The sequence below is a fragment of the Streptomyces sp. MB09-02B genome, from assembly GCF_033794485.1.
Classification (GTDB): domain Bacteria; phylum Actinomycetota; class Actinomycetes; order Streptomycetales; family Streptomycetaceae; genus Streptomyces.
In genome coordinates this window covers 1-19060 of the sequence record NZ_JARGEE010000158.1, presented here as the reverse complement: position 1 = coordinate 19060, position 19060 = coordinate 1, and the positions used below count along the sequence as shown (strand labels likewise).

Annotated in this window: 17 protein-coding genes; 13 read left to right on the top strand and 4 right to left on the bottom strand. The window is 72.9% G+C overall.

Annotated features, from left to right (window positions below; all coding sequences use genetic code 11):
* The 3 genes from P1P70_RS22140 to P1P70_RS22130 form a co-directional block, all read left to right on the top strand.
* A partial coding sequence (locus P1P70_RS22140) for a PP2C family protein-serine/threonine phosphatase (protein ID WP_319240423.1) occupies nt 1-1156 on the top strand: 1156 nt, incomplete at its 5' end.
* A 73-nt stretch (nt 1157-1229) separates the two neighbouring features.
* On the top strand, nt 1230-2462 hold the full coding sequence (gene hemW, locus P1P70_RS22135; protein ID WP_319240421.1) for a radical SAM family heme chaperone HemW: 1233 nt from the start codon (nt 1230-1232) through the stop codon (nt 2460-2462).
* Between the two features lie 104 nt (nt 2463-2566).
* Nucleotides 2567-3157 carry a Uma2 family endonuclease gene (locus P1P70_RS22130; RefSeq protein WP_319240419.1) on the top strand — a complete coding sequence of 197 codons (591 nt, stop codon included), beginning with the start codon at nt 2567-2569 and terminating at the stop codon, nt 3155-3157.
* Here P1P70_RS22130 and P1P70_RS22125 read toward each other — a convergent pair.
* Nucleotides 3135-3950, bottom strand: coding sequence for a DUF3097 domain-containing protein (locus tag P1P70_RS22125; RefSeq protein ID WP_319240417.1), 816 nt, complete (start codon nt 3948-3950; stop codon nt 3135-3137). The genes P1P70_RS22130 and P1P70_RS22125 overlap by 23 nt on opposite strands.
* A 41-nt stretch (nt 3951-3991) precedes the next feature.
* Nucleotides 3992-4747 (bottom strand): MBL fold metallo-hydrolase, encoded by a 756-nt coding sequence (locus P1P70_RS22120; protein ID WP_319240415.1) that lies wholly within the window; start codon nt 4745-4747, stop codon nt 3992-3994.
* A 191-nt stretch (nt 4748-4938) separates the two neighbouring features.
* Between P1P70_RS22120 and hrcA the strand changes: the two genes are divergently transcribed.
* The 10 genes from hrcA to P1P70_RS22070 all read left to right on the top strand — a co-directional run bounded on the left by hrcA (nt 4939) and on the right by P1P70_RS22070 (nt 16145).
* On the top strand, nt 4939-5955 hold the full coding sequence (gene hrcA, locus P1P70_RS22115) for a heat-inducible transcriptional repressor HrcA (RefSeq protein WP_184894198.1): 1017 nt from the start codon (nt 4939-4941) through the stop codon (nt 5953-5955).
* Complete coding sequence (gene dnaJ, locus P1P70_RS22110; RefSeq protein ID WP_319240413.1) at nt 5956-7092, top strand: molecular chaperone DnaJ; 1137 nt, start codon at nt 5956-5958, stop codon at nt 7090-7092. It begins immediately after the preceding gene.
* 253 nt (nt 7093-7345) lie between these two features.
* On the top strand, nt 7346-8467 hold the full coding sequence (locus tag P1P70_RS22105) for a nitronate monooxygenase (RefSeq protein WP_319240411.1): 1122 nt from the start codon (nt 7346-7348) through the stop codon (nt 8465-8467).
* Entirely contained in the window at nt 8464-9213 is a 750-nt protein-coding gene (locus P1P70_RS22100) for a 16S rRNA (uracil(1498)-N(3))-methyltransferase (RefSeq protein WP_319240409.1), read from the top strand. The genes P1P70_RS22105 and P1P70_RS22100 overlap by 4 nt, the downstream gene beginning before the upstream one ends.
* Before the next feature lie 46 nt (nt 9214-9259).
* The gene (locus tag P1P70_RS22095; protein ID WP_045557491.1) at nt 9260-9652 is read left to right on the top strand and encodes a VOC family protein; all 393 of its coding nucleotides are present in this window, start codon (nt 9260-9262) and stop codon (nt 9650-9652) included.
* 84 nt (nt 9653-9736) lie between these two features.
* Nucleotides 9737-10324 (top strand): hypothetical protein, encoded by a 588-nt coding sequence (locus tag P1P70_RS22090; protein WP_319240407.1) that lies wholly within the window; start codon nt 9737-9739, stop codon nt 10322-10324.
* Nucleotides 10325-10411: 87 nt separating this feature from the next.
* Complete coding sequence (locus tag P1P70_RS22085; RefSeq protein WP_319240405.1) at nt 10412-13657, top strand: S41 family peptidase; 3246 nt, start codon at nt 10412-10414, stop codon at nt 13655-13657.
* 206 nt (nt 13658-13863) lie between these two features.
* Entirely contained in the window at nt 13864-14217 is a 354-nt protein-coding gene (locus P1P70_RS22080; protein WP_319240403.1) for an HIT domain-containing protein, read from the top strand.
* A 6-nt stretch (nt 14218-14223) separates the two neighbouring features.
* A complete protein-coding gene (locus tag P1P70_RS22075) occupies nt 14224-15132 on the top strand; it encodes a ribonuclease Z (protein WP_319240401.1) in 909 nt (302 codons plus the stop codon).
* Between the two features lie 20 nt (nt 15133-15152).
* Nucleotides 15153-16145, top strand: coding sequence for an adenosine deaminase (locus P1P70_RS22070; protein ID WP_319240399.1), 993 nt, complete (start codon nt 15153-15155; stop codon nt 16143-16145).
* Nucleotides 16146-16203: 58 nt separating this feature from the next.
* Here P1P70_RS22070 and P1P70_RS22065 read toward each other — a convergent pair whose 3' ends face one another.
* Nucleotides 16204-17397 carry an MFS transporter gene (locus tag P1P70_RS22065; protein WP_319240397.1) on the bottom strand — a complete coding sequence of 398 codons (1194 nt, stop codon included), beginning with the start codon at nt 17395-17397 and terminating at the stop codon, nt 16204-16206.
* A gap of 405 nt (nt 17398-17802) precedes the next feature.
* The gene (locus P1P70_RS22060) at nt 17803-18912 is read right to left on the bottom strand and encodes a carbohydrate kinase family protein (RefSeq protein ID WP_319240396.1); all 1110 of its coding nucleotides are present in this window, start codon (nt 18910-18912) and stop codon (nt 17803-17805) included.
* Nucleotides 18913-19060 lie beyond the last annotated feature (148 nt).

Below are 19060 nucleotides of genomic sequence, written 5' to 3'. Positions count from 1 at the left end.
ACCGGAGGGGGACAGCGAAGGCGCGCCGGCGGCGGGCGCGAGCGCGGCGGCGGGGTCGGCGGGCGCGCGTGGCCGTGGGCCTGCGGGCGGGTGTGGCAGTGCGCCTGCGGGGGCGCGGGACAGCGGCCCTGTGGGGATGGGCGACGGCGGACCGGCGCAAGGGCGTGACGGCGGACCGGCGGGGGAGCGTGAAGGTGGCGCCGCGCTCGCCTACCGGCTGATCGCCGGGGGGCGGCCGCTCGGGACGCTCGTCATCGGGCGGGCCGGGCTGCTGCGGTTCCCGGACGAGGTGACCGGGCTGGTGGAGGACCTGAGCCGACGCATCGCGCTGTCGATCGGTGCGGCCCGCCAGTACGCACGCCAGGCCACCATCAGCCGCGTTCTCCAGCGCGGCCTGCTGCCGGGCGCGGTCGCCGAGATCCCCGGAGTGTCGAGCGCCCTGGTGTACGAGCCGTGCGACAAGGGTGGACCCAGCGGCGACTTCTACGACCTGTTCCCCGCAGGCCGGGGCCGCTGGTGCTTCGCGATCGGCGACGTCCAGGGCAAGGGCCCCGAGGCGGCCGTGGTCATCGGTCTCGCCCGCCCCTGGCTGCGGCTGCTCGCCCGCGAGGGCTACGGCGTCGCGGACGTGCTCGACCGCCTGAACCAGCTCCTCCTCGACGACGCGACCGAGGCCGCCGACGCCGCCGCCCGCGCCCTGGTCACGGCAGGGGACCCCGGTCTCGCCGACCCCGACGGCCCCCAGATCCGCTTCCTCTCCCTCCTCTACGGCGAACTCGTCCCCGTCCCCGGCGGCGTCCGCTGCACCCTCGCCTCCGCCGGGCACCCGCTGCCGCTGCTCCTCGGGCCCGACGGCGACGTCCGGACCGTGGCCGAGCCGCAGACGCTGCTCGGGGTGATCGAGGACACGGAGTACGTCTCCGAGACGTTCGAGCTGCGCTGCGGCGACACCCTGCTCTGCGTGACCGACGGCGTCACCGAGCGGCGCAGCGGTCCGCACATGTTCGACGACGGGGACGGCCTCGCCGCCGCGCTCTCCGGCTGCGCCGGCCTCGACGCCCAGCTGATCGCCGAACGCATCCGCCGACTCGTCCACGAGTTCGGGGAACGGCCGCCGGACGACGACCTGGCGCTGCTGGTCCTGCGGGCGGAGTGACGGCCGACGGAGTGACGGCCGACGCGGAGAGTGACGGAAACCGTCGGCCGGGCCGTGCTGGACAATGGAGGACATGCCTTCCGCACTCCCCGACGGTGAGCCCGTCCCCGACGACGGGGCGTTGCCCGCGCACGCCCTGGCCGACGCGGCCGAGCGTCCCCTCGGGTTCTATCTTCACGTCCCGTACTGCGCGACCCGCTGCGGCTACTGCGACTTCAACACCTACACCGCCACCGAGCTGCGCGGCACCGGCGGCGTCCTCGCCTCCCGCGACAACTACGCGGACACGGTCGTCGACGAGATCCGCCTCGCCCGCAAGGTCCTCGGCGACGACCCGCGCCCCGTCCGTACGGTCTTCGTCGGCGGCGGCACGCCCACGCTGCTGGCCGCCGACGACCTCGTACGGATGCTGGGGGCGGTCCGGGAGGAGTTCGGGCTCGCGGACGACGCGGAGGTGACGACGGAGGCGAACCCGGAGTCGGTCGACCCCGCGTATCTGGAGACCCTGCGCGCGGGCGGCTTCAACCGGCTCTCCTTCGGCATGCAGAGCGCGCGCCAGCACGTGCTGAAGGTCCTCGACCGTACGCACACGCCGGGGCGCCCGGAGGCGTGCGTGGCGGAGGCGCGCGCCGCCGGCTTCGACCACGTCAACCTGGACCTGATCTACGGCACGCCGGGCGAGTCGGACGACGACTGGAGGGCCTCCCTGGACGCCGCGCTCGGCGCCGGGCCGGACCACATCTCGGCGTACGCGCTGATCGTCGAGGAGGGCACACAGCTCGCGCGGCGCATCCGCCGGGGCGAGGTGCCGATGACCGACGACGACGTCCACGCCGACCGGTATCTCATCGCCGAGGAGACGCTCTCGGCCGCCGGGTTCGACTGGTACGAGGTCTCCAACTGGGCCACCTCGGACGCCGGGCGCTGCCTCCACAACGAGCTGTACTGGCGCGGCGCCGACTGGTGGGGAGCGGGGCCGGGCGCCCACAGCCACGTCGGCGGCGTGCGCTGGTGGAACGTCAAGCACCCCGGCGCGTACGCGGGTGCGCTGGCGGCCGGGCGCTCTCCTGGCGCCGGGCGTGAGCTGCTGGCGGACGAGGACCGCCGCGTCGAGCGCATCCTGCTGGAGCTGCGGCTGCGGGAGGGGTGCCCGTTGTCGCTGCTGCGGGAGGAGGGCCTCGCGGCGGCCGAGCGCGCCCTGTCCGACGGGCTGCTGGACCCGGGCCCGTACGTGGAGGGCCGCGCGGTGCTCACGCTGCGGGGACGGTTGCTGGCGGACGCGGTGGTGCGGGACTTGGTGGACTGATCACTCGGGTGGGTGAATCGGTGCGGAACGGGGGTTCGGTACCTAACCTGGTTCGTAGGCTGCCGCCGTAATTGCACGGTGGCGGAAACCGGAGGGCTGCGGAGATGACCGCTGTGGACGACCGACCGATGACCACCGACATCGTGAAGTTCTTCGAGAGCTTTGAGTTTCCCGAAGGATTCAAGGTCGAGCTCCTCCGGGGGGAAATTGTGATGATGGCGGGGCCGGACGTGGCCCACAACGACATCCTGGAGGCGGTTGTGGACCAGATCCCCCGCCAGCAGTGGCGGCGACTGCAAACCCAGGACATCGCGATGCTCGAAGAGACCAGCGAGCCGCAGCCGGACCTGGTGGTGATTGAACGCGGCGCTGGACCAGGCCACGGGAGGCTGATGCCGTCCGAGGTCATCACCATGCTCCTGGAGGTCGTCTCCAAGACGAGCGTGGCCCGCGACTATGGCGTCAAACGGTCGATCTACGCGGCGGCAAGGGTGCCCGCCTATTTCATCATCGATCCCGTCATGGCCCAGTGCGTACTGCTTACTGAACCGACTGGCCAGGGCGAGGACGCGGACTACAGGTGCCAGCGCATCACCAAGTTCGGCGACCTCACGCCGCTGGAGCCCATCGGCATCGAGCTGGACACGAGCGAGTTCGCCGCCTACGAGAACGTCAGGCCTCACCGCTACCCGTGACGAAGTCGATCAGTTCCTCCACGCGGCCCAGCAGCTCCGGCTCCAGGTCCTTGTAGGAGTCGACCCGGGCCAGAATCGCCTGCCACACCGCCCCCGTGTTCTCCGACGGCCACCCCAGCGCCCGGCACACCCCCGTCTTCCAGTCCTGCCCCCGCGGCACCCGCGGCCACGCGGCGATGCCCACCGAGGACGGCTTCACGGCCTCCCAGATGTCGATGTACGGGTGGCCCACGACGAGCGCGTGCTCGCTGGTCACCGACGCGGCGATACGTGACTCCTTGCTGCCGGGGACCAGGTGATCGACCAGGACGCCCAACCGCGCGTCCGGCCCCGGCGCGAAGTCCGCCACGATCGCGGGCAGGTCGTCCACGCCCTCCAGGTACTCCACCACCACGCCCTCGACGCGCAGATCGTCGCCCCAGACCTTCTCGACGAGTTCCGCGTCGTGGCGGCCCTCGACGTAGATGCGTCCGGCCCGGGCCACGCGCGCGCGGGCGCCCGGCACGGCCACCGAGCCGGAGGCGGTGCGGGTGGGGCGGACGGGCGCCGACGACGAGGGCCGCACCAGCGTCACCACCCGGCCCTCCAGCAGGAAGCCCCGGGGTTCCAACGGGAACACGCGGTGTTTGCCGAAGCGGTCCTCCAGCGTCACCGTGCCCGCCTCGCAGCGGATGACCGCGCCACAGAAACCGGTGGTGGGCTCCTCGACGACCAGACCGGGGTCGGCCGGGACCTCGGGGACCGGCTTGGGCTTCTTCCACGGAGGGGTCAGGTCGGGTGAGTACTGGCGCATTCGGATGACGATAGGAGAAGCGGCGCCCGGATTCGCCGTACTCAGTCCGACACGCCGAAGCGCCGTGCCAGCGCGTCGCGTTGGGCCCGGACGAACGCCGCGTCCACCACTGCTCCGTGGCCCGGGACGTACAGCGCGTCCTCGCCGCCGAGGGCCAGGAGCCGGTCCAGGGCGGCGGGCCAGCGGGACGGGACGGCGTCGGGGCCGGCCTGGGGTTCACCGGACTCCTCCACCAGGTCCCCGCAGAAGACGACCTCCGGCGAACCGGCGGATCCCCCGGTGGCCGGTGTGCCCGGGACCAGGACCACCAGGTCGTGTGCCGTGTGCCCCGGCCCCACGTTCGCCAGCAGCGCCTGATGACCGCCGCCCAGGTCGAGCGTCCACTCCCCGGAGACCAGGTGGCGGGGGAGGGCGAGCAGGTCCGCGGCCTCGGTGGCGTCCGCCGGGGGCAGACCGTGGTGCGCGGCGTCCGCGCGGAGGGCGTCGCGGTCACGGGTCAGGACGCCCTCGACGCCCACCGCGCCGAAGACCTCCACCCCGGCGAACGCCGCCGCCCCGAAGACATGGTCGAAATGGGGGTGGGTGAGCGCGAGATGTGTCACACGGGAGCCACCGAGCAGTCGGCACGCCTCGGTGCGCAACCGCGCGCCCTCACGCAGACTCGACCCCGCGTCGATCATGAGGGCCGCACCGTCCCCGACCACCAGTCCGACCGTGCAGTCCCAGCCGGGGAGGCGGCACCGTCCGACCCGGGGCGTCAATCCCTGCCACCCGTACTCTTCCCAAGACACCGTCATACGCCGACGCTAGCCGTAGCTCGTGGGACGCCGTTGTCGCGTACTCCCCAGTAGGGAAGTGGCCCGCCCGGAGCCCGGCCTTGCCGGGGGCGTACCCCACCGCCGTACACTGGGCGGGGAGTGTTGGCACTCGCCCGGGGTGAGTGCCAAGGGGGAGCCGCACGAGAGAGACGAGCTGGAGGTGTGCGCGAGTGCTCAGTGAACGCAGGCTGCAGGTGCTGCGCGCCATCGTCCAGGACTATGTGGGCACCGAGGAGCCGGTCGGTTCCAAGGCGCTCACCGAGCGGCACAACCTCGGCGTCTCCCCGGCGACCGTCCGCAACGACATGGCGGCGCTGGAGGACGAGGGGTTCATCGCCCAGCCCCACACCAGCGCGGGCCGCATCCCCACCGACAAGGGGTACCGGCTCTTCGTCGACAAGCTGGCGGGCGTCAAGCCGATGACGCCGCCCGAGCGGCGCGCCATCCAGAACTTCCTGGACGGCGCGGTCGACCTCGACGATGTCGTGGCGCGGACCGTGCGGCTGCTCGCGCAGCTCACCCGGCAGGTCGCCGTCGTGCAGTACCCGTCGCTCACACGGTCGACGGTGCGGCACGTGGAGCTGCTGTCGCTGGCCCCCGCCCGGCTGATGCTCGTGCTGATCACGGACACGGGACGGGTGGAACAGCGGTTGGTGGACTGCCCGGCGCCGTTCGGAGAAACGTCACTCGCGGATCTTCGCGCCCGGCTGAACAGCAAGGTCGCGGGCCGCCGGTTCACGGACGTGCCCCGGCTGGTCGAGGACCTGCCGGAGGCGTTCGACGTCGAGGACCGCGGCACGGTCGCGACGGTGCTCTCCACCCTCCTCGAAGCACTCGTGGAGGAGAGCGAGGAGCGGCTGATGATCGGCGGTACCGCCAATCTCACCCGCTTCGGACATGACTTCCCCCTCACCATCCGGCCCGTACTGGAAGCCTTGGAGGAGCAGGTCGTCCTCCTCAAGTTGCTTGGCGAGGCCGGGGATTCGGGCATGACCGTACGGATCGGTCATGAGAACGCCTATGAGGGACTCAACTCCACGTCCGTCGTCTCCGTCGGCTACGGTTCGGGCGGCGAGGCAGTAGCGAAACTGGGCGTGGTCGGACCTACGCGCATGGACTATCCGGGAACGATGGGAGCGGTACGAGCGGTGGCACGGTACGTCGGACAGATCCTGGCGGAGTCCTAAGTGGCCACGGACTACTACGCCGTGCTCGGCGTGCGCCGCGACGCGTCCCAGGACGAGATCAAGAAGGCGTTCCGGAGGCTCGCGCGCGAGCTGCACCCGGACGTCAATCCCGATCCGAAGACCCAGGAGCGGTTCAAGGAGATCAACGCCGCCTACGAGGTGTTGTCGGACCCGCAGAAGAAGCAGGTCTACGACCTCGGCGGCGACCCTCTGTCCCAGGCGGGCGGCGGAGGCGCGGGCGGCTTCGGCGCCGGTGGCTTCGGCAACTTCTCGGACATCATGGACGCGTTCTTCGGCACGGCGTCGCAGCGGGGTCCCCGCTCGCGTACGCGCCGGGGGCAGGACGCGATGATCCGGCTGGAGATCGACCTCGACGAGGCGGCCTTCGGCACGACGAAGGACATCCAGGTCGACACGGCCGTCGTCTGTACGACGTGCAGTGGCGAGGGGGCCGCTCCCGGCACCACCGCCCAGACCTGTGACATGTGCCGCGGTCGTGGTGAGGTCTCGCAGGTCACGCGGTCCTTCCTCGGCCAGGTCATGACCTCCCGGCCATGCCCGCAGTGCCAGGGCTTCGGCACGATCGTCCCCAACCCGTGCCCCGAGTGCGCGGGCGACGGGCGGGTGCGGTCGCGGCGGACGCTGACGGTCAAGATCCCGGCCGGTGTCGACAACGGCACACGGATCCAGCTCGCCGGTGAGGGCGAGGTCGGGCCCGGTGGCGGTCCCGCCGGTGACCTCTACGTCGAGATCCACGAGCTGCCGCACCCGATGTTCCAGCGGCGCGGCGACGACCTGCACTGCACGGTGACGCTCCCGATGACGGCGGCGTCCCTCGGCACGAAGGTGCCGCTGGAGACGCTGGACGGGCTGGAGGAGGTCGACATCCGGCCCGGCACGCAGTCCGGGCAGTCGATCCCGCTGCACGGGCGCGGTGTCACGCACCTGCGGGGTGGCGGGCGGGGCGATCTGATCGTCCACGTCGAGGTGCAGACACCGACGAAGCTGGACCCCGAGCAGGAGGGGTTGCTGCGGCAGCTGGCCGCGCTGCGGGGTGAGGAGCGGCCGACGGGGCAGTTCCAGCCGGGGCAGCAGGGCTTGTTCTCTCGGTTGAAGGACGCGTTCAACGGGCGCTGAGTGGGTGTGTCGGCGGGCACGCTGAGTGGGTGCGGCTGCGTGGGGCTTCTCGCGCAGTTCCCCGCGCCCCTGAAAAGCAGGGGCTGCGCCCCCTGCTTTTCAGGGGGCGCAGGGCCGTGGTCCTTCAGGCCCGCAGGGCCTGGTCCTTCAGGGGCGCGGGGAACTGCGCGACCAGCCCCCACCCACCCGCACCCGACGAACAACCGTCCGCCCCGATTCGGCGATGTCCGAAGGACAGTGGCACCATGCCGTCATGTCCTCCGCACTGACCGATCTCGTCCCGCTCCCGATCGTGCAGGCCCCGATGGCGGGCGGCGTGTCCGTGCCGCGGTTGGCCGCCGCCGTGTCCGAGGCCGGCGGGCTGGGGTTCCTCGCCGCCGGGTACAAGACGGCCGACGGGATGTACCAGGAGATCAAGGCGCTCCGTGCGCTCACCTCACGCCCCTTCGGCGTGAACCTCTTCATGCCGCAGCCGGAGTACGCCGAGCCCGCCGCCGTCGAGGTCTACGCGGAGCAGCTCGCCGGTGAGGCCACCTGGTACGACGCCGAGCTGGGTGACCCGGACAGCGGACGCGACGACGGCTACGAGGCCAAGCTCGCCGTGCTGCTCGACAACCCGGTGCCCGTGGTGTCGTTCCACTTCGGCTGCCCGACGCCCGAGGTCATCGAGGCGCTCGCCCGCAAGGGCACGCTCACCCTGGTCAGCGCGACCTCGGCGGAGGAGGCGCAGGCCGTGGAGCGGTGCGGGGCCCACGCCGTGATCGTGCAGGGCGTCGAGGCCGGCGGCCACCAGGGCACCCACCGGGACGACCCCGAGCGGGACCGGGCCGGCATCGGCCTGCTCTCGCTCGTCGCCCAGGTCCGCGAGGCCGTGGCGCTGCCGATGGTCGCGGCCGGCGGCATCATGCGGGGCAGCCAGATCGCCGCCCTCCTCACGGCGGGTGTGAGCGCGGCCCAGCTCGGCACGGCGTTCCTCGCGACCGCCGAGTCCGGCGCGCACACCGTGCACAAGCAGGCCCTGACCAACCCCCTCTTCGTCCGCACCGAGCTGACCAGAGCCTTCTCCGGCCGTCCTGCCCGGGGCCTGGTCAACCGGTTCCTGCGCGAGCACGGCCCGTACGCGCCCGTCGCCTACCCGGAGGTCCACCACCTGACCTCGCCGCTGCGCAAGGCCGCCGCGAAGGCCGGGGACGCGCAGGGCATGGCACTGTGGGCCGGGCAGGGCCACCGGATGGCCCGCGCGCTGCCCGCCGGGGAACTGGTGGAGGTGCTGGCAGCCGAGATCGCCGCCGCGCAGGCCGAGCAGGCCGCCGCGCGAGTCGGCAGCCGGGCCGGAGGACAGGGCGGCGGACCGACCGGGAACGAGGGACGATGACCGCACCGGTGTTCGTGGTCGACTCGCTGGACCTGCCGGACGGCTGCGGCGGCGAGCTGGTCCTCGACGGCCCCGAGGGGCGGCACGCCGTCTCCGTGAAGCGGCTGCGGGCCGGTGAGGACGTGGTCCTCACGGACGGGCGCGGGCGCTGGGCGGAGGGGATCGTCAAGGCCGCCGAGGGCAAGGACCGGCTCGTGGTCATGGACCTGGAGACCGTGCACGAGGAGCCCGCGGCGCAGCCCCGGATCACCGTCGTCCAGGCGCTGCCCAAGGGCGACCGGGGCGAACTGGCCGTCGAGACCATGACCGAGGTCGGGATCGACGCGATCGTGCCCTGGGCCGCCGCCCGCTGCATCACGCAGTGGAAGGGCGACCGGGGGCTGAAGGCCCTCGCCAAGTGGCGGGCCACCGCCCGGGAGGCGGGCAAACAGTCCCGCCGGACGCGGTTCCCCGAGGTCGCGGACGCGGCCACGGGCAAGCAGGTCGCGGAGCTGCTGGCGAAGGCCGACTTCGCCGCGGTCCTGCACGAGAGCGGCGACGAGACACTGGCCACGGCGGAGCTGCCGACGGCCGGGGAGATCGTGCTCGTCGTGGGGCCCGAGGGGGGCGTGTCGCCGGAGGAGCTGGCGCTCTTCGGCGAGGCGGGCGCGGGGGCGTACCGACTCGGGCCCAGTGTGCTGCGCACGTCGACCGCCGGGACGGCGGCCGGGGCGTTGCTGCTGGGCCGAACCGGACGCTGGTCCTGACCGCCACCCGGTCCCGACCGGTGTCCCCGAACCCTCTGGGAGCATCGTGGAACTCGCCCAAGTAAGGCTGCTCGTCACCGACTTCGCCGTGTGTTACCGCTTCTACGCCGATGTGCTCGGGCTGAAGCCGCAGTCCGGTGCGGTCGACGGGCCGTACGAGAAGTTCAGCCCGGCCGTCGGGTCCGCGGGGATCGCTCTGCAGGACCGGGCGATGATGGCCGAGGTGCTCGGGGAGCTGGCCGACGCGGCGAACGGGCACCGGTCGCTGGTCGTCCTTCGGGTCGACGACCTCGACGCGTACTGCGAGCGGGTCACCTCGTTCGGCGTCCGGCTCCTGCACGGGCCCGCACGTATGACCGACCGTATGCGGGTGGCCCATCTCAAGGACCCCGAGGGGAACTTGGTCGAGCTGCAGGAATGGCTGCTGATGAGCGGCTGACCCCTCTCGCCCGCGCCCCCGGTCCCGGCGGCTTGTCCGCACGCGGTCTTCCCCGCCGCCGCGGGCGGTGGCAGGCTGCCGGACATGGGGGCATGGAGGCGTGTCAGGGCGTACCGGACCGGCGGGCGCCGGCTCCTGCTGGGAGCCGGCCTCGGGGTCTGCGCCGTCGCGAGTCTGGTGGCCTGCGAGGGCGGCGGGCTCAACACGGGCGCGGTCGCGTTCACCACGGACCAGCTCGCCACCAAGGAGCTGGAGCGGGAGGGCCTCGACGTGCGGTGGCTCACCTGCACGGCGTCGTACGACAGTGACGGCCAGGGCGACAGTGACGGCCAGGGCGACAGCGACGGCCAGGGCGGCGAGAAAACCGCGTCGCCGTCCTCCTCGGTCGCCACCGTCGCGAACGTCGACTGCACCGGCGAGGACAAGGAAGGCCGGGACATCACCGTCACCGGGAAGGTGACCAAAGAGGTCAACGGCAGGTGCGTACGCGGGGACCTGACCGCGAAGGTCGGCGGCAAGGAGTGGTTCCACGTCGAGGGGCTCGGCAACTGCGACGCCCCGGAGTCCGACCAGCCGGGCCGAACCGGTCAGCCGGGACCGACGGCGACGGTCACCGTCACCCAGACCATCTGGTGCCAGAAGGACCCGGCGTGCGTGCCCGAGGGCAAGTGAGGCCCGGCCCGGAACAACTCGAACCCGGCGCGAGGGACATGATCCAAACCCCTCCCCATCAGACCGAACGCTGCATAAAGTAACCGGGTGACTCAGCTCGCGTATTTCCGGTATCCGCACCTGCACGGCGACCTGGTCGCCTTCACCGCCGAGGACGACGTGTGGGTCGCGCCTCTGGACGGCGGCCGTGCCTGGCGGGTCAGCGCGGACAACGTACCCGTCAACCACCCGCGGATCTCCCCGGACGGCACCACCGTCGCGTGGACCTCCACCCGGGACGGCGCGCCCGAGGTACACATCGCGCCCGTCGACGGAGGGTCCGCCAAGCGCCTGACGTACTGGGGGAGTTGGCGCACCCAGGTACGCGGCTGGACCCCCGACGGGCGGGTCCTCGCGCTCAGCACCCACGGTCAGGCCAGCCTCCGGCGGAGCTGGGCCCGCGCCGTGCCGCTCGACGGCGGCGCGGCCACCACCCTTCCCTACGGGCCCGTCGGCGACGTCGCCCACGGGCCCGCCACCGTGCTGCTGTCCGCGCCGATGGGCCGCGAGGCCGCCTGGTGGAAGCGGTACCGGGGCGGCACGGCGGGCAAGCTGTGGATCGACCGGGCAGACGGGGCAGACGGGGCAGACGGGGGCGCCGAGGGCGCCGGGGAGTTCGAGCGCCTGCACGCCGAGTTGGACGGCAACCTCGAATACCCGATGTGGGTCGGGGACCGGATCGCGTTCCTCTCCGACCACGAGGGCGTCGGAGCGCTCTACTCCTCCCTCGCCGACGGCTCCGACCTGCGCAGGCACACCCCCATCGACGGCTTCTACGCCCGGCACGCGGCCACCGACGGCACCCGGGTCGTGTACGCGTCCGCCGGGGAGCTGTGGCTGCTGGACGACCTCGACGGCGCCGAGCCGCGCAGGCTCGACATCCGGCTGGGCGGGCAGCGCGTCGACCTCCAGCCGTTCCCGGTCAACGCCTCCCGCTGGTTCGGCTCCGCCTCGCCCGACCACACCGCCCGGGGCAGCGCCGTCTCCGTACGCGGCTCGATCCACTGGATCACCCACCGCTCCGGCCCCGCCCGCGCGCTCGCCGCCGAGGACGGCGTACGGGCCCGGCTCCCGCGCACCTTCCGGGTGGAGGGCGAGGAGTGGGTGGTGTGGGTGACGGACGCGGAGGGCGACGACGCGCTGGAGTTCGCACCGTCCACCGGCGTCGGGCCGGGCGCCACCCCGCGCCGGCTCGCCGCCGGACAGCTCGGCCGCGTCCTCGGGCTCGCCGTGGCCCCCGACGGCAGCCGGGTCGCCGTGGCCTCCGACGACGGCCGGGTGCTGCTCGTCGAGCGGGAGAGCGGCGAGGTACGGGAGGTCGACCGCAGCGAGGACGGCGAGGTGACCGGGCTCGTCTTCTCGCCCGACTCCGCCTGGCTCGCCTGGTCGCACCCCGGCCCGCGCCCGCTGCGCCAGCTCAAGCTCGCCAACACCGCCGACCTGTCCGTCACCGAGGCGACCCCGCTGCGCTTCCAGGACTTCTCGCCGACGTTCACGCTCGACGGCAAACACCTCGCGTTCCTCTCCGCGCGCGCCTTCGACCCCGTCTACGACGAACACGTCTTCGACCTGCACTTCGTCAGCGGCGCCCGCCCGCACCTGATCACGCTCGCGGCGACCACCCCGTCCCCCTTCGGACCGCAGCGCCACGGCCGGCCGTTCGAGGCGCCCGACAAGGACGAGACCCCCGACAGCGAGGGCACCCCGACCACCCGCATCGACCTCGAAGGGCTCGCCGACCGGATCGTCCCCTTCCCGGTCGAGGCCGCCCGCTACTCCACGCTCCGCGCCGCCAAGGACGGCGTGCTGTGGCTGCGCCACCCCGTCACCGGGGTCCTCGGCCACCTGCGGGCCACGCCCGACGACCCCGACCCGAAGACCTCCCTGGAGCGGTACGACCTCGCCCAGCGGCGCCTGGAGTACCTGGCGTCCGACGCCGACCACTTCGCCGTCAGCGGCGACGGCAAACGGGTGCTGCTGTGGACCGACGGCAAGCTCAAGGTCGTCCCCAGCGACCGGCGCGCCTCGGGCGACGACGACAGCGACTCCAACATCACCGTCGACCTCTCGCGCATCCGGCGGACCGTCGACCCGGCCGCCGAGTGGCGCCAGATGTTCGACGAGACCGGCCGGCTGATGCGGGACAACTTCTGGCGGCCCGACCTGGGCGGCGTCGACTGGCCCGGCGTCCTGGACCGCTACCGCCCCGTCCTGGAACGGGTGGCCACCCACGACGACCTCGTGGACCTCCTCTGGGAGGTGCAGGGCGAGCTGGGCACCTCCCACGCCTACGTCACCCCGCGCGGCCGGGGCGGCTCCGGCGACCGGCGGCAGGGCCTGCTCGGCGCGGACGTCTCCCGGCATGAGGACGGCCCCCAGGGAGCCCCGGTGTGGCGCATCGACCGGGTGCTGCCGTCGGAGACCTCCGACCCGGACGCGCACTCGCCGCTCGCCGCGCCCGGGGTGGCCGTGCGCGCCGGGGACGCGATCATCGCGGTCGGCGGGCAGCCGGTCGACCCGCTGGCCGGGCCCGGGCCGCTGCTGGTCGGCACGGCGGGCAAGGCCGTCGAGCTGACCGTGCTGCCGGCCGGGGGCGGCGACCTCCGGCATCCCGTGGTGGTGCCCATCTCCGACGAGGAGCCCCTGCGGTACCACGCGTGGGTCGCGGACCGGCGGGCGTACGTCCACGAGAAGTCGGCCGGCCGGCTCGGGTATCTGCACGTCCCCGACATGGTCGGCTCCGGCTGGGCCCAGCTCCACCGCGATCTGCGCATCGAGGTCGCGCGGGAGGGGCTGGTCGTGGACGTCCGCGAGAACCGGGGCGGGCACACCTCCCAGCTCGTGGTGGAGAAGCTGGCCCGGCGGATCGTCGGATGGGACCTGCCGCGCGGGATGCGGGCGAGCAGCTACCCCGACGACGCGCCCCGGGGGCCCGTCGTCGCCGTCGCCAACGAGTTCTCCGGCTCGGACGGGGACATCGTCAACGCGGCGATCAAGGCGCTCGGGATCGGGCCGGTGGTCGGTACGCGGACATGGGGCGGGGTCGTCGGGATCGACAGCCGGTACCGGCTGGTGGACGGGACGCTCGTGACGCAGCCGAAGTACGCGTTCTGGCTGGAGGGGTACGGGTGGGGGGTCGAGAACCACGGGGTGGATCCCGACGTGGAGGTGGTGCAGGCGCCGCAGGACTATGCGGCCGGGCGTGACCCCCAGCTCGACGAGGCGATCCGGATCGCGCTGGAGGGGTTGGAGTCGACGCCGGCGAAGGTGGCACCCGCGCTGCCCGAGTCGTAGCGGCGGGGGTGCGTTGTCGGGTGCGGGTGCGTGGGGCTTCTCGCGCAGTTCCCCGCGCCCCTCAAAAAGCAGGGGCTGCGCCTCGTGCTTTTTGCCTTTAGGGGCGCGGGGAACTGCGCGACCAGCCCCCACCGGACCCGCATCCGAGACGCACCCTGGCGATAGCATGCCCCCGTAGGCGATCACCGGTGGCTGGGAGGCAACGTATGGCTGGGGAGCCGCAGGACGACTGTCTGTTCTGCAAGATCGTGGCGGGACACGTACCCGCGACGATCGTCAGGGAGACGGACACCACGGTCGCGTTCCGGGACATCAACCCCCAGGCACCGACCCACGTACTCGTCATCCCCAAGGCGCACTACGCGGACGCCGCCGCACTCGCCACCGCCGCCCCCGACCTCGCCGCGGACGTCCTGCGCGAGACCCAGGCCGTCGCGGACGAGGACAAGCTGGAGAGCTACCGCATCGTTTTCAACACCGGCACCGGCGCCGGCCAGACCGTCTTCCACGCGCACGCCCACGTCGTCGGCGGTCGCGGCCTGCAGTGGCCCCCCGGGTGACGAGCCGTGTCCGTACGTGAACTGGTGGTCCTCGGCACCGCCAGCCAGGTCCCGACCCGGCACCGCAACCACAACGGCTATCTGCTGCGCTGGGGCTCCGAGGGGCTCCTCTTCGACCCCGGCGAGGGCACCCAGCGGCAGATGCTGCGCGCCGGGGTCGCCGCACACGACCTGAACCGCATCTGCGTCACCCACTTCCACGGCGACCACTCGCTGGGGCTGGCCGGCGTGATCCAGCGGATCAACCTCGACCGGGTCCCGCACGACGTCACCGCCCACTACCCGCGCTCCGGGCAGCGGTTCTTCGACCGGCTGCGGTACGCCACCGCCTACCGGGAGACGGTCCAGCTGATCGAGGCGCCGGTCGACGGCGAGGGCGGCGCGCTGGTCACCACCCCCGCCTACACCCTCGACGCGCGCAAGCTCTCGCACCCCGTCGAGTCGTACGGGTACCGCCTCGTCGAGCCCGACGGGCGCCGGATGCTGCCCGAGCGGCTCGCCGCGCACGGCATCAAGGGGCCGGACATCGGACGGATCCAGCGGGAGGGCGCGATCGGCGGCGTCCGGCTCGACGACGTCAGCGAACTGCGGCGCGGACAGCGGTTCGCGTTCGTCATGGACACCCGGCTCTGCGACGGCGTGTACGCCCTCGCCGACGCGGCCGACATGCTCGTCATCGAGTCCACGTTCCTGAACGAGGACATCGAACTCGCCGTCGATCACGGTCATCTGACGGCCGGTCAGGCCGCTTCCGTCGCCCGCGACTGCGGGGTGCGGCACCTCGTGCTCACCCACTTCAGCCAGCGGTACACCGAGCCCGAGGAGTTCGAACGGCAGGCGCGGGCCGCCGGGTTCGAGGGGGAGTTGACCGTGGCCCACGACCTGCTGCGGGTGGCGCTTCCGAAACGCCGCTGAAGCGGTCGTACGATGCTTTGATGTCCCTCCCCAAAGCCGAACTGCACCTGCACATCGAAGGAACCCTGGAGCCGGAGCTGGCGTTCGCCCTGGCCGCCCGCAACGGGGTCGCGCTGCCGTACGCGGACACGGAAGCGCTCCGCAAGGCCTACGAGTTCGAGGATCTCCAGTCCTTCCTGAACCTGTACTACGAGCTGATGGCGGTCCTGCGCACCGAGCAGGACTTCGCGGACCTGGCCGACGCCTATCTCGTACGCGCCGCCGCCCAGGGCGTACGCCACGCCGAGATCTTCTTCGATCCGCAGGCCCACCTCGCGCGGGGCGTGGGGATGGGGACGGTCGTCGAGGGGCTGTGGCGGGCGCTGGGCAGGAGCGAGGAGCGGCACGGGATCTCCACGCAGCTGATCCTCTGCTTCCTGCGGGACGAGTCCGCCGAGTCGGCCCTCGCCACGCTGGAGGCGGCGAAGCCGTATCTCGACCGGATCGTCGGGATCGGGCTGGACTCGGCCGAGGTCGGGCATCCGCCGGTCAAGTTCCGTGAGGTGTACGAGGCGGCCGCCTCGCTCGGACTGCGGCGCGTCGCGCACGCGGGGGAGGAGGGTCCGCCGGAGTACATCACCGAGGCCCTCGACGTCCTCGGGGTCGAGCGCGTCGACCATGGGCTGCGCTGCATGGAGGACCCCGACCTCGTCGAACGGCTGGTGCGCGAGCGGGTCCCGCTGACGCTGTGCCCGCTCTCCAACGTCCGGCTGCGCACCGTCGACACCCTCGCCGACCACCCGCTGCCCGCCATGCTCGACGCGGGCCTGCTCTGCACGGTCAACTCCGACGACCCGGCCTACTTCGGCGGATACGCCGGCGACAACTTCGACGCCGTGCACCGGACCCTCGGCCTGAGCGAGGACCGGCTGCGGGAGCTGGCCCGCAACTCCTTCACCGCGTCCTTCCTGGAGCACGACGAGGAGCGGCGGGCCCGGTACCTCGCCGAGGTGGAGGCGTACGAGTTCGGGTGACCGCTCTGGCCTCTTGGGGCGGGCGCGGGGGGCTACGGCCCATACGCCTCCCCCGCGTCTAGGCCGCCGGGCGGTACTCCGGTTGCCCGGTGGTCGACTGCTCCTGGTAGCGGGCGTGTTCCGCGGTGGGCGTGGCGGTGCGCAGCGCCACCCAGGTCATGGGGGCCGTGATGAGGAGCAGGCCCACCGCCAGGATCGCGCCCATCGCCGGGTAGCCGGCGTGAGCGGAGAGCAGGCTGCCGACGAGCGGCCCGGCGGCCGTTCCGAGCGAGGAGGCGGAGCCGATCAGGACCGCCCAGCGGCCGCGCGGGTCGAGGGAGGCGGCGAGGCCGATGAGGTACGACAGGACGACCGGGTAGAGCGCGTTCCAGGCGATCTCGCCCGCGGCGAAGGTCGGCAGGTCGGTCGCGGTGGCGCTGAGCGCGATACAGCCGGCGATGAGCGCCGTGCCGCCACCGATGGGGAGCGCGCGGCCGAAGCGCACGCCGAGCGCACCCGCCCCGATGACCCCGAGCAGGCCCGCGCCGAGCGCCGTCGCGAAGACCGCGCCGACGGTGACCTCGGAGAGCCCGGCCTGCGTGGTGCCGATCCGACCGCTGACACCCCAGAGGGAGTTCTGCGCCAGGGACCACAGCAGGAGGGTGACGGCGAGGGTCAGACCGTGGCGCGGGTGGGGAAGCGGGCCCCGTTCCCGGGTGACCTGGGTGGTGGCCACCGGGGCGGCGAGCCGGGTGGTCGCCGTGAGGGTGAGCAGGGCCGTGAGGGCGAGGGCGGCGAGCGGGAGGCCGTGGCCGGGGCCCAGGCGCGGGATCGTCAGATACAGCGCGCCGGCCAGTGCCGAGACGCTCAACAGGCCTGTCGTGGACACCCGGTGGGGGTCGCGCTGCGCGGCGATGCCGGTCGCGGCCACGGCGGTCGCCGTGCCGGAACCGAAGCCGCCGAGGATCGCGCCCGTCACCACGGCGGGGAGGGCGGTGGTGAGCGCGGCGGTGCCGTAGCCGGCGGCGGCGAGCAGCAGGCCCGCGCGGGCGAGGCGGCGGGGGCCGAGGCGGTCCACGTGGGCGGCGAGCGTGAAGCCGGCCGTGGCGGAGCCGAGCAGCAGCGCGCTGCCGACGGCGCCGGCCTCTGTGGTGGTGAGGGGGAGGGCTGCGTCGAGTCTGCCCACGGTGGTGGGCAGGAGGTACGCGGCGAGATACCCGGCCGTGAAAAGGGCGACGAGGGGCCAGGGCGGGGTGGTGGTGCGGGGGGACACGGGCGTTCCTGGACGTGCGAAGGTGCGGCTCGATGAGGGGGGTTGGGCGGCTGGCTGTCGACGGACAGGGACGCGCGGAGAATTTGTATCACGGCGCGTTTGGGGTGGGGATTGGTGGGTAGGCGTGGAGGTTTTTGGGTGCGCCTGGTAGCTCGGGGGTGCCTGTTTCGTCGGCGGGTGCGGGTGCGTGGAGCTTCTCGCGCAGTTCCCCGCGCCCCTAAAAGACCAGGCCCCTGCGGGCCTGTAAGACCAGGTCCTGCGGGCCTGGAAAGCGACGGCCCTGCGGGCCTGAATAGCACGGGACGCAGCCCCTGCTTTTCAGGGGCGTGGGGAACTGCGCGAGCAACCACGAATTACCCGCACCCGCCTACGAACAGGCACCCCCGAGCTATGACGCGCCCGGTCTCAAGCCGACCGGCGGAAGCCGATCGTCGGGACCGCCCGCCGCAGCGGCCACGGGCTGACGTGGTCCTTCGGGAGGAAGTCCTCCAGGAACGCGTACCGCCGCAGGGCCGCCGGATCCTGGTGGTCCACCGACTGCACCCGCCGCCACCACGCCGCGATCTCCGCCCAGCCGGGCGCGGACAGCGACCCCCCGAACTCCTGCACCGACAGCGCCGCCGTCAGCCCCGCGAAGGCCAGCCGGTCCGCCAGCGGCCAGTCCGCCAGCGTGCCGGTGACGAAACCGGCCACGAACACATCACCCGCACCCGTCGGGTCCAGGGCCTCCACCGCGATGGCCGGCACCTCCGCCGTCTCACCGGTCCGCCCGTCCACGGCGTACGCGCCCTCCGCGCCCAGCGTCACCACGGCCACCGGGACACGCTCGGTGAGGGCGTGGGCGGCGGCCCGTGGGCACTCGGCGCCGGTGTACCGCATCGCCTCGGCCGCGTTGGGGAGGAACGCCTCGCAGTGGGCGAGATCGGCGAGCCCCGCCAGGTCCCACGCGCCGGTCTCGTCCCAGCCGACGTCCGCGAAGATCCGGGTGCCCTTCCTCGCGGCCTGCGCGATCCAGGGGGCGCGCACGCCGGGCGTGAGGGAGGCGACGGCGGCGCGCGCGTGCGGCGAGCACTCCGGCGCGGACTCCTCCGGGGGCGCCTCGTGGCCGTGGGACACCATCGTGCGCTCGCCCTCGTACGCCATGGAGACCGTGACCGGGGAGTGCCAGCCGAGGACCGTACGGGAGGCGGAGAGGTCGATGCCCTCGCCCTGTTCCAGGGCGTCCCAGCAGTACTCGCCGTAGTGGTCGTCACCGAAGGCCGCCGCGAGGGAGGTTCTCAGGCCCAGCCGGGCCAGGGCGGTGGCCATGTTCGCCACGCCGCCGGGGCTCGACCCCATGCCGCGCGCCCAGGACTCCGTCCCGCGCACCGGGGCGGAGTCGAGCCCGGTGAAGATGATGTCGAGGAAGACGGTGCCGGTCAGATAGACGTCCCAGGGCGGGTCATCCGGTGCGCGCAGGGCCCTCAGCGGGTCTACCTGGGGCCGGTGCGGTCGCTCTCCCTTGAACGCGGTCACGATGTGCTCCCTGGCGTGGTGCGGATCCAGCCAGTCTGCCGCACCGCTCCGCTGGGTGGGGCGAGTGCGGTGGTGGGGGCTTCGGTGTGTTTGTCGGGTGCGGGCCCGGTGGGGATTCTCGCGCAGTTCCCCGCGCCCCTGAAAAGCA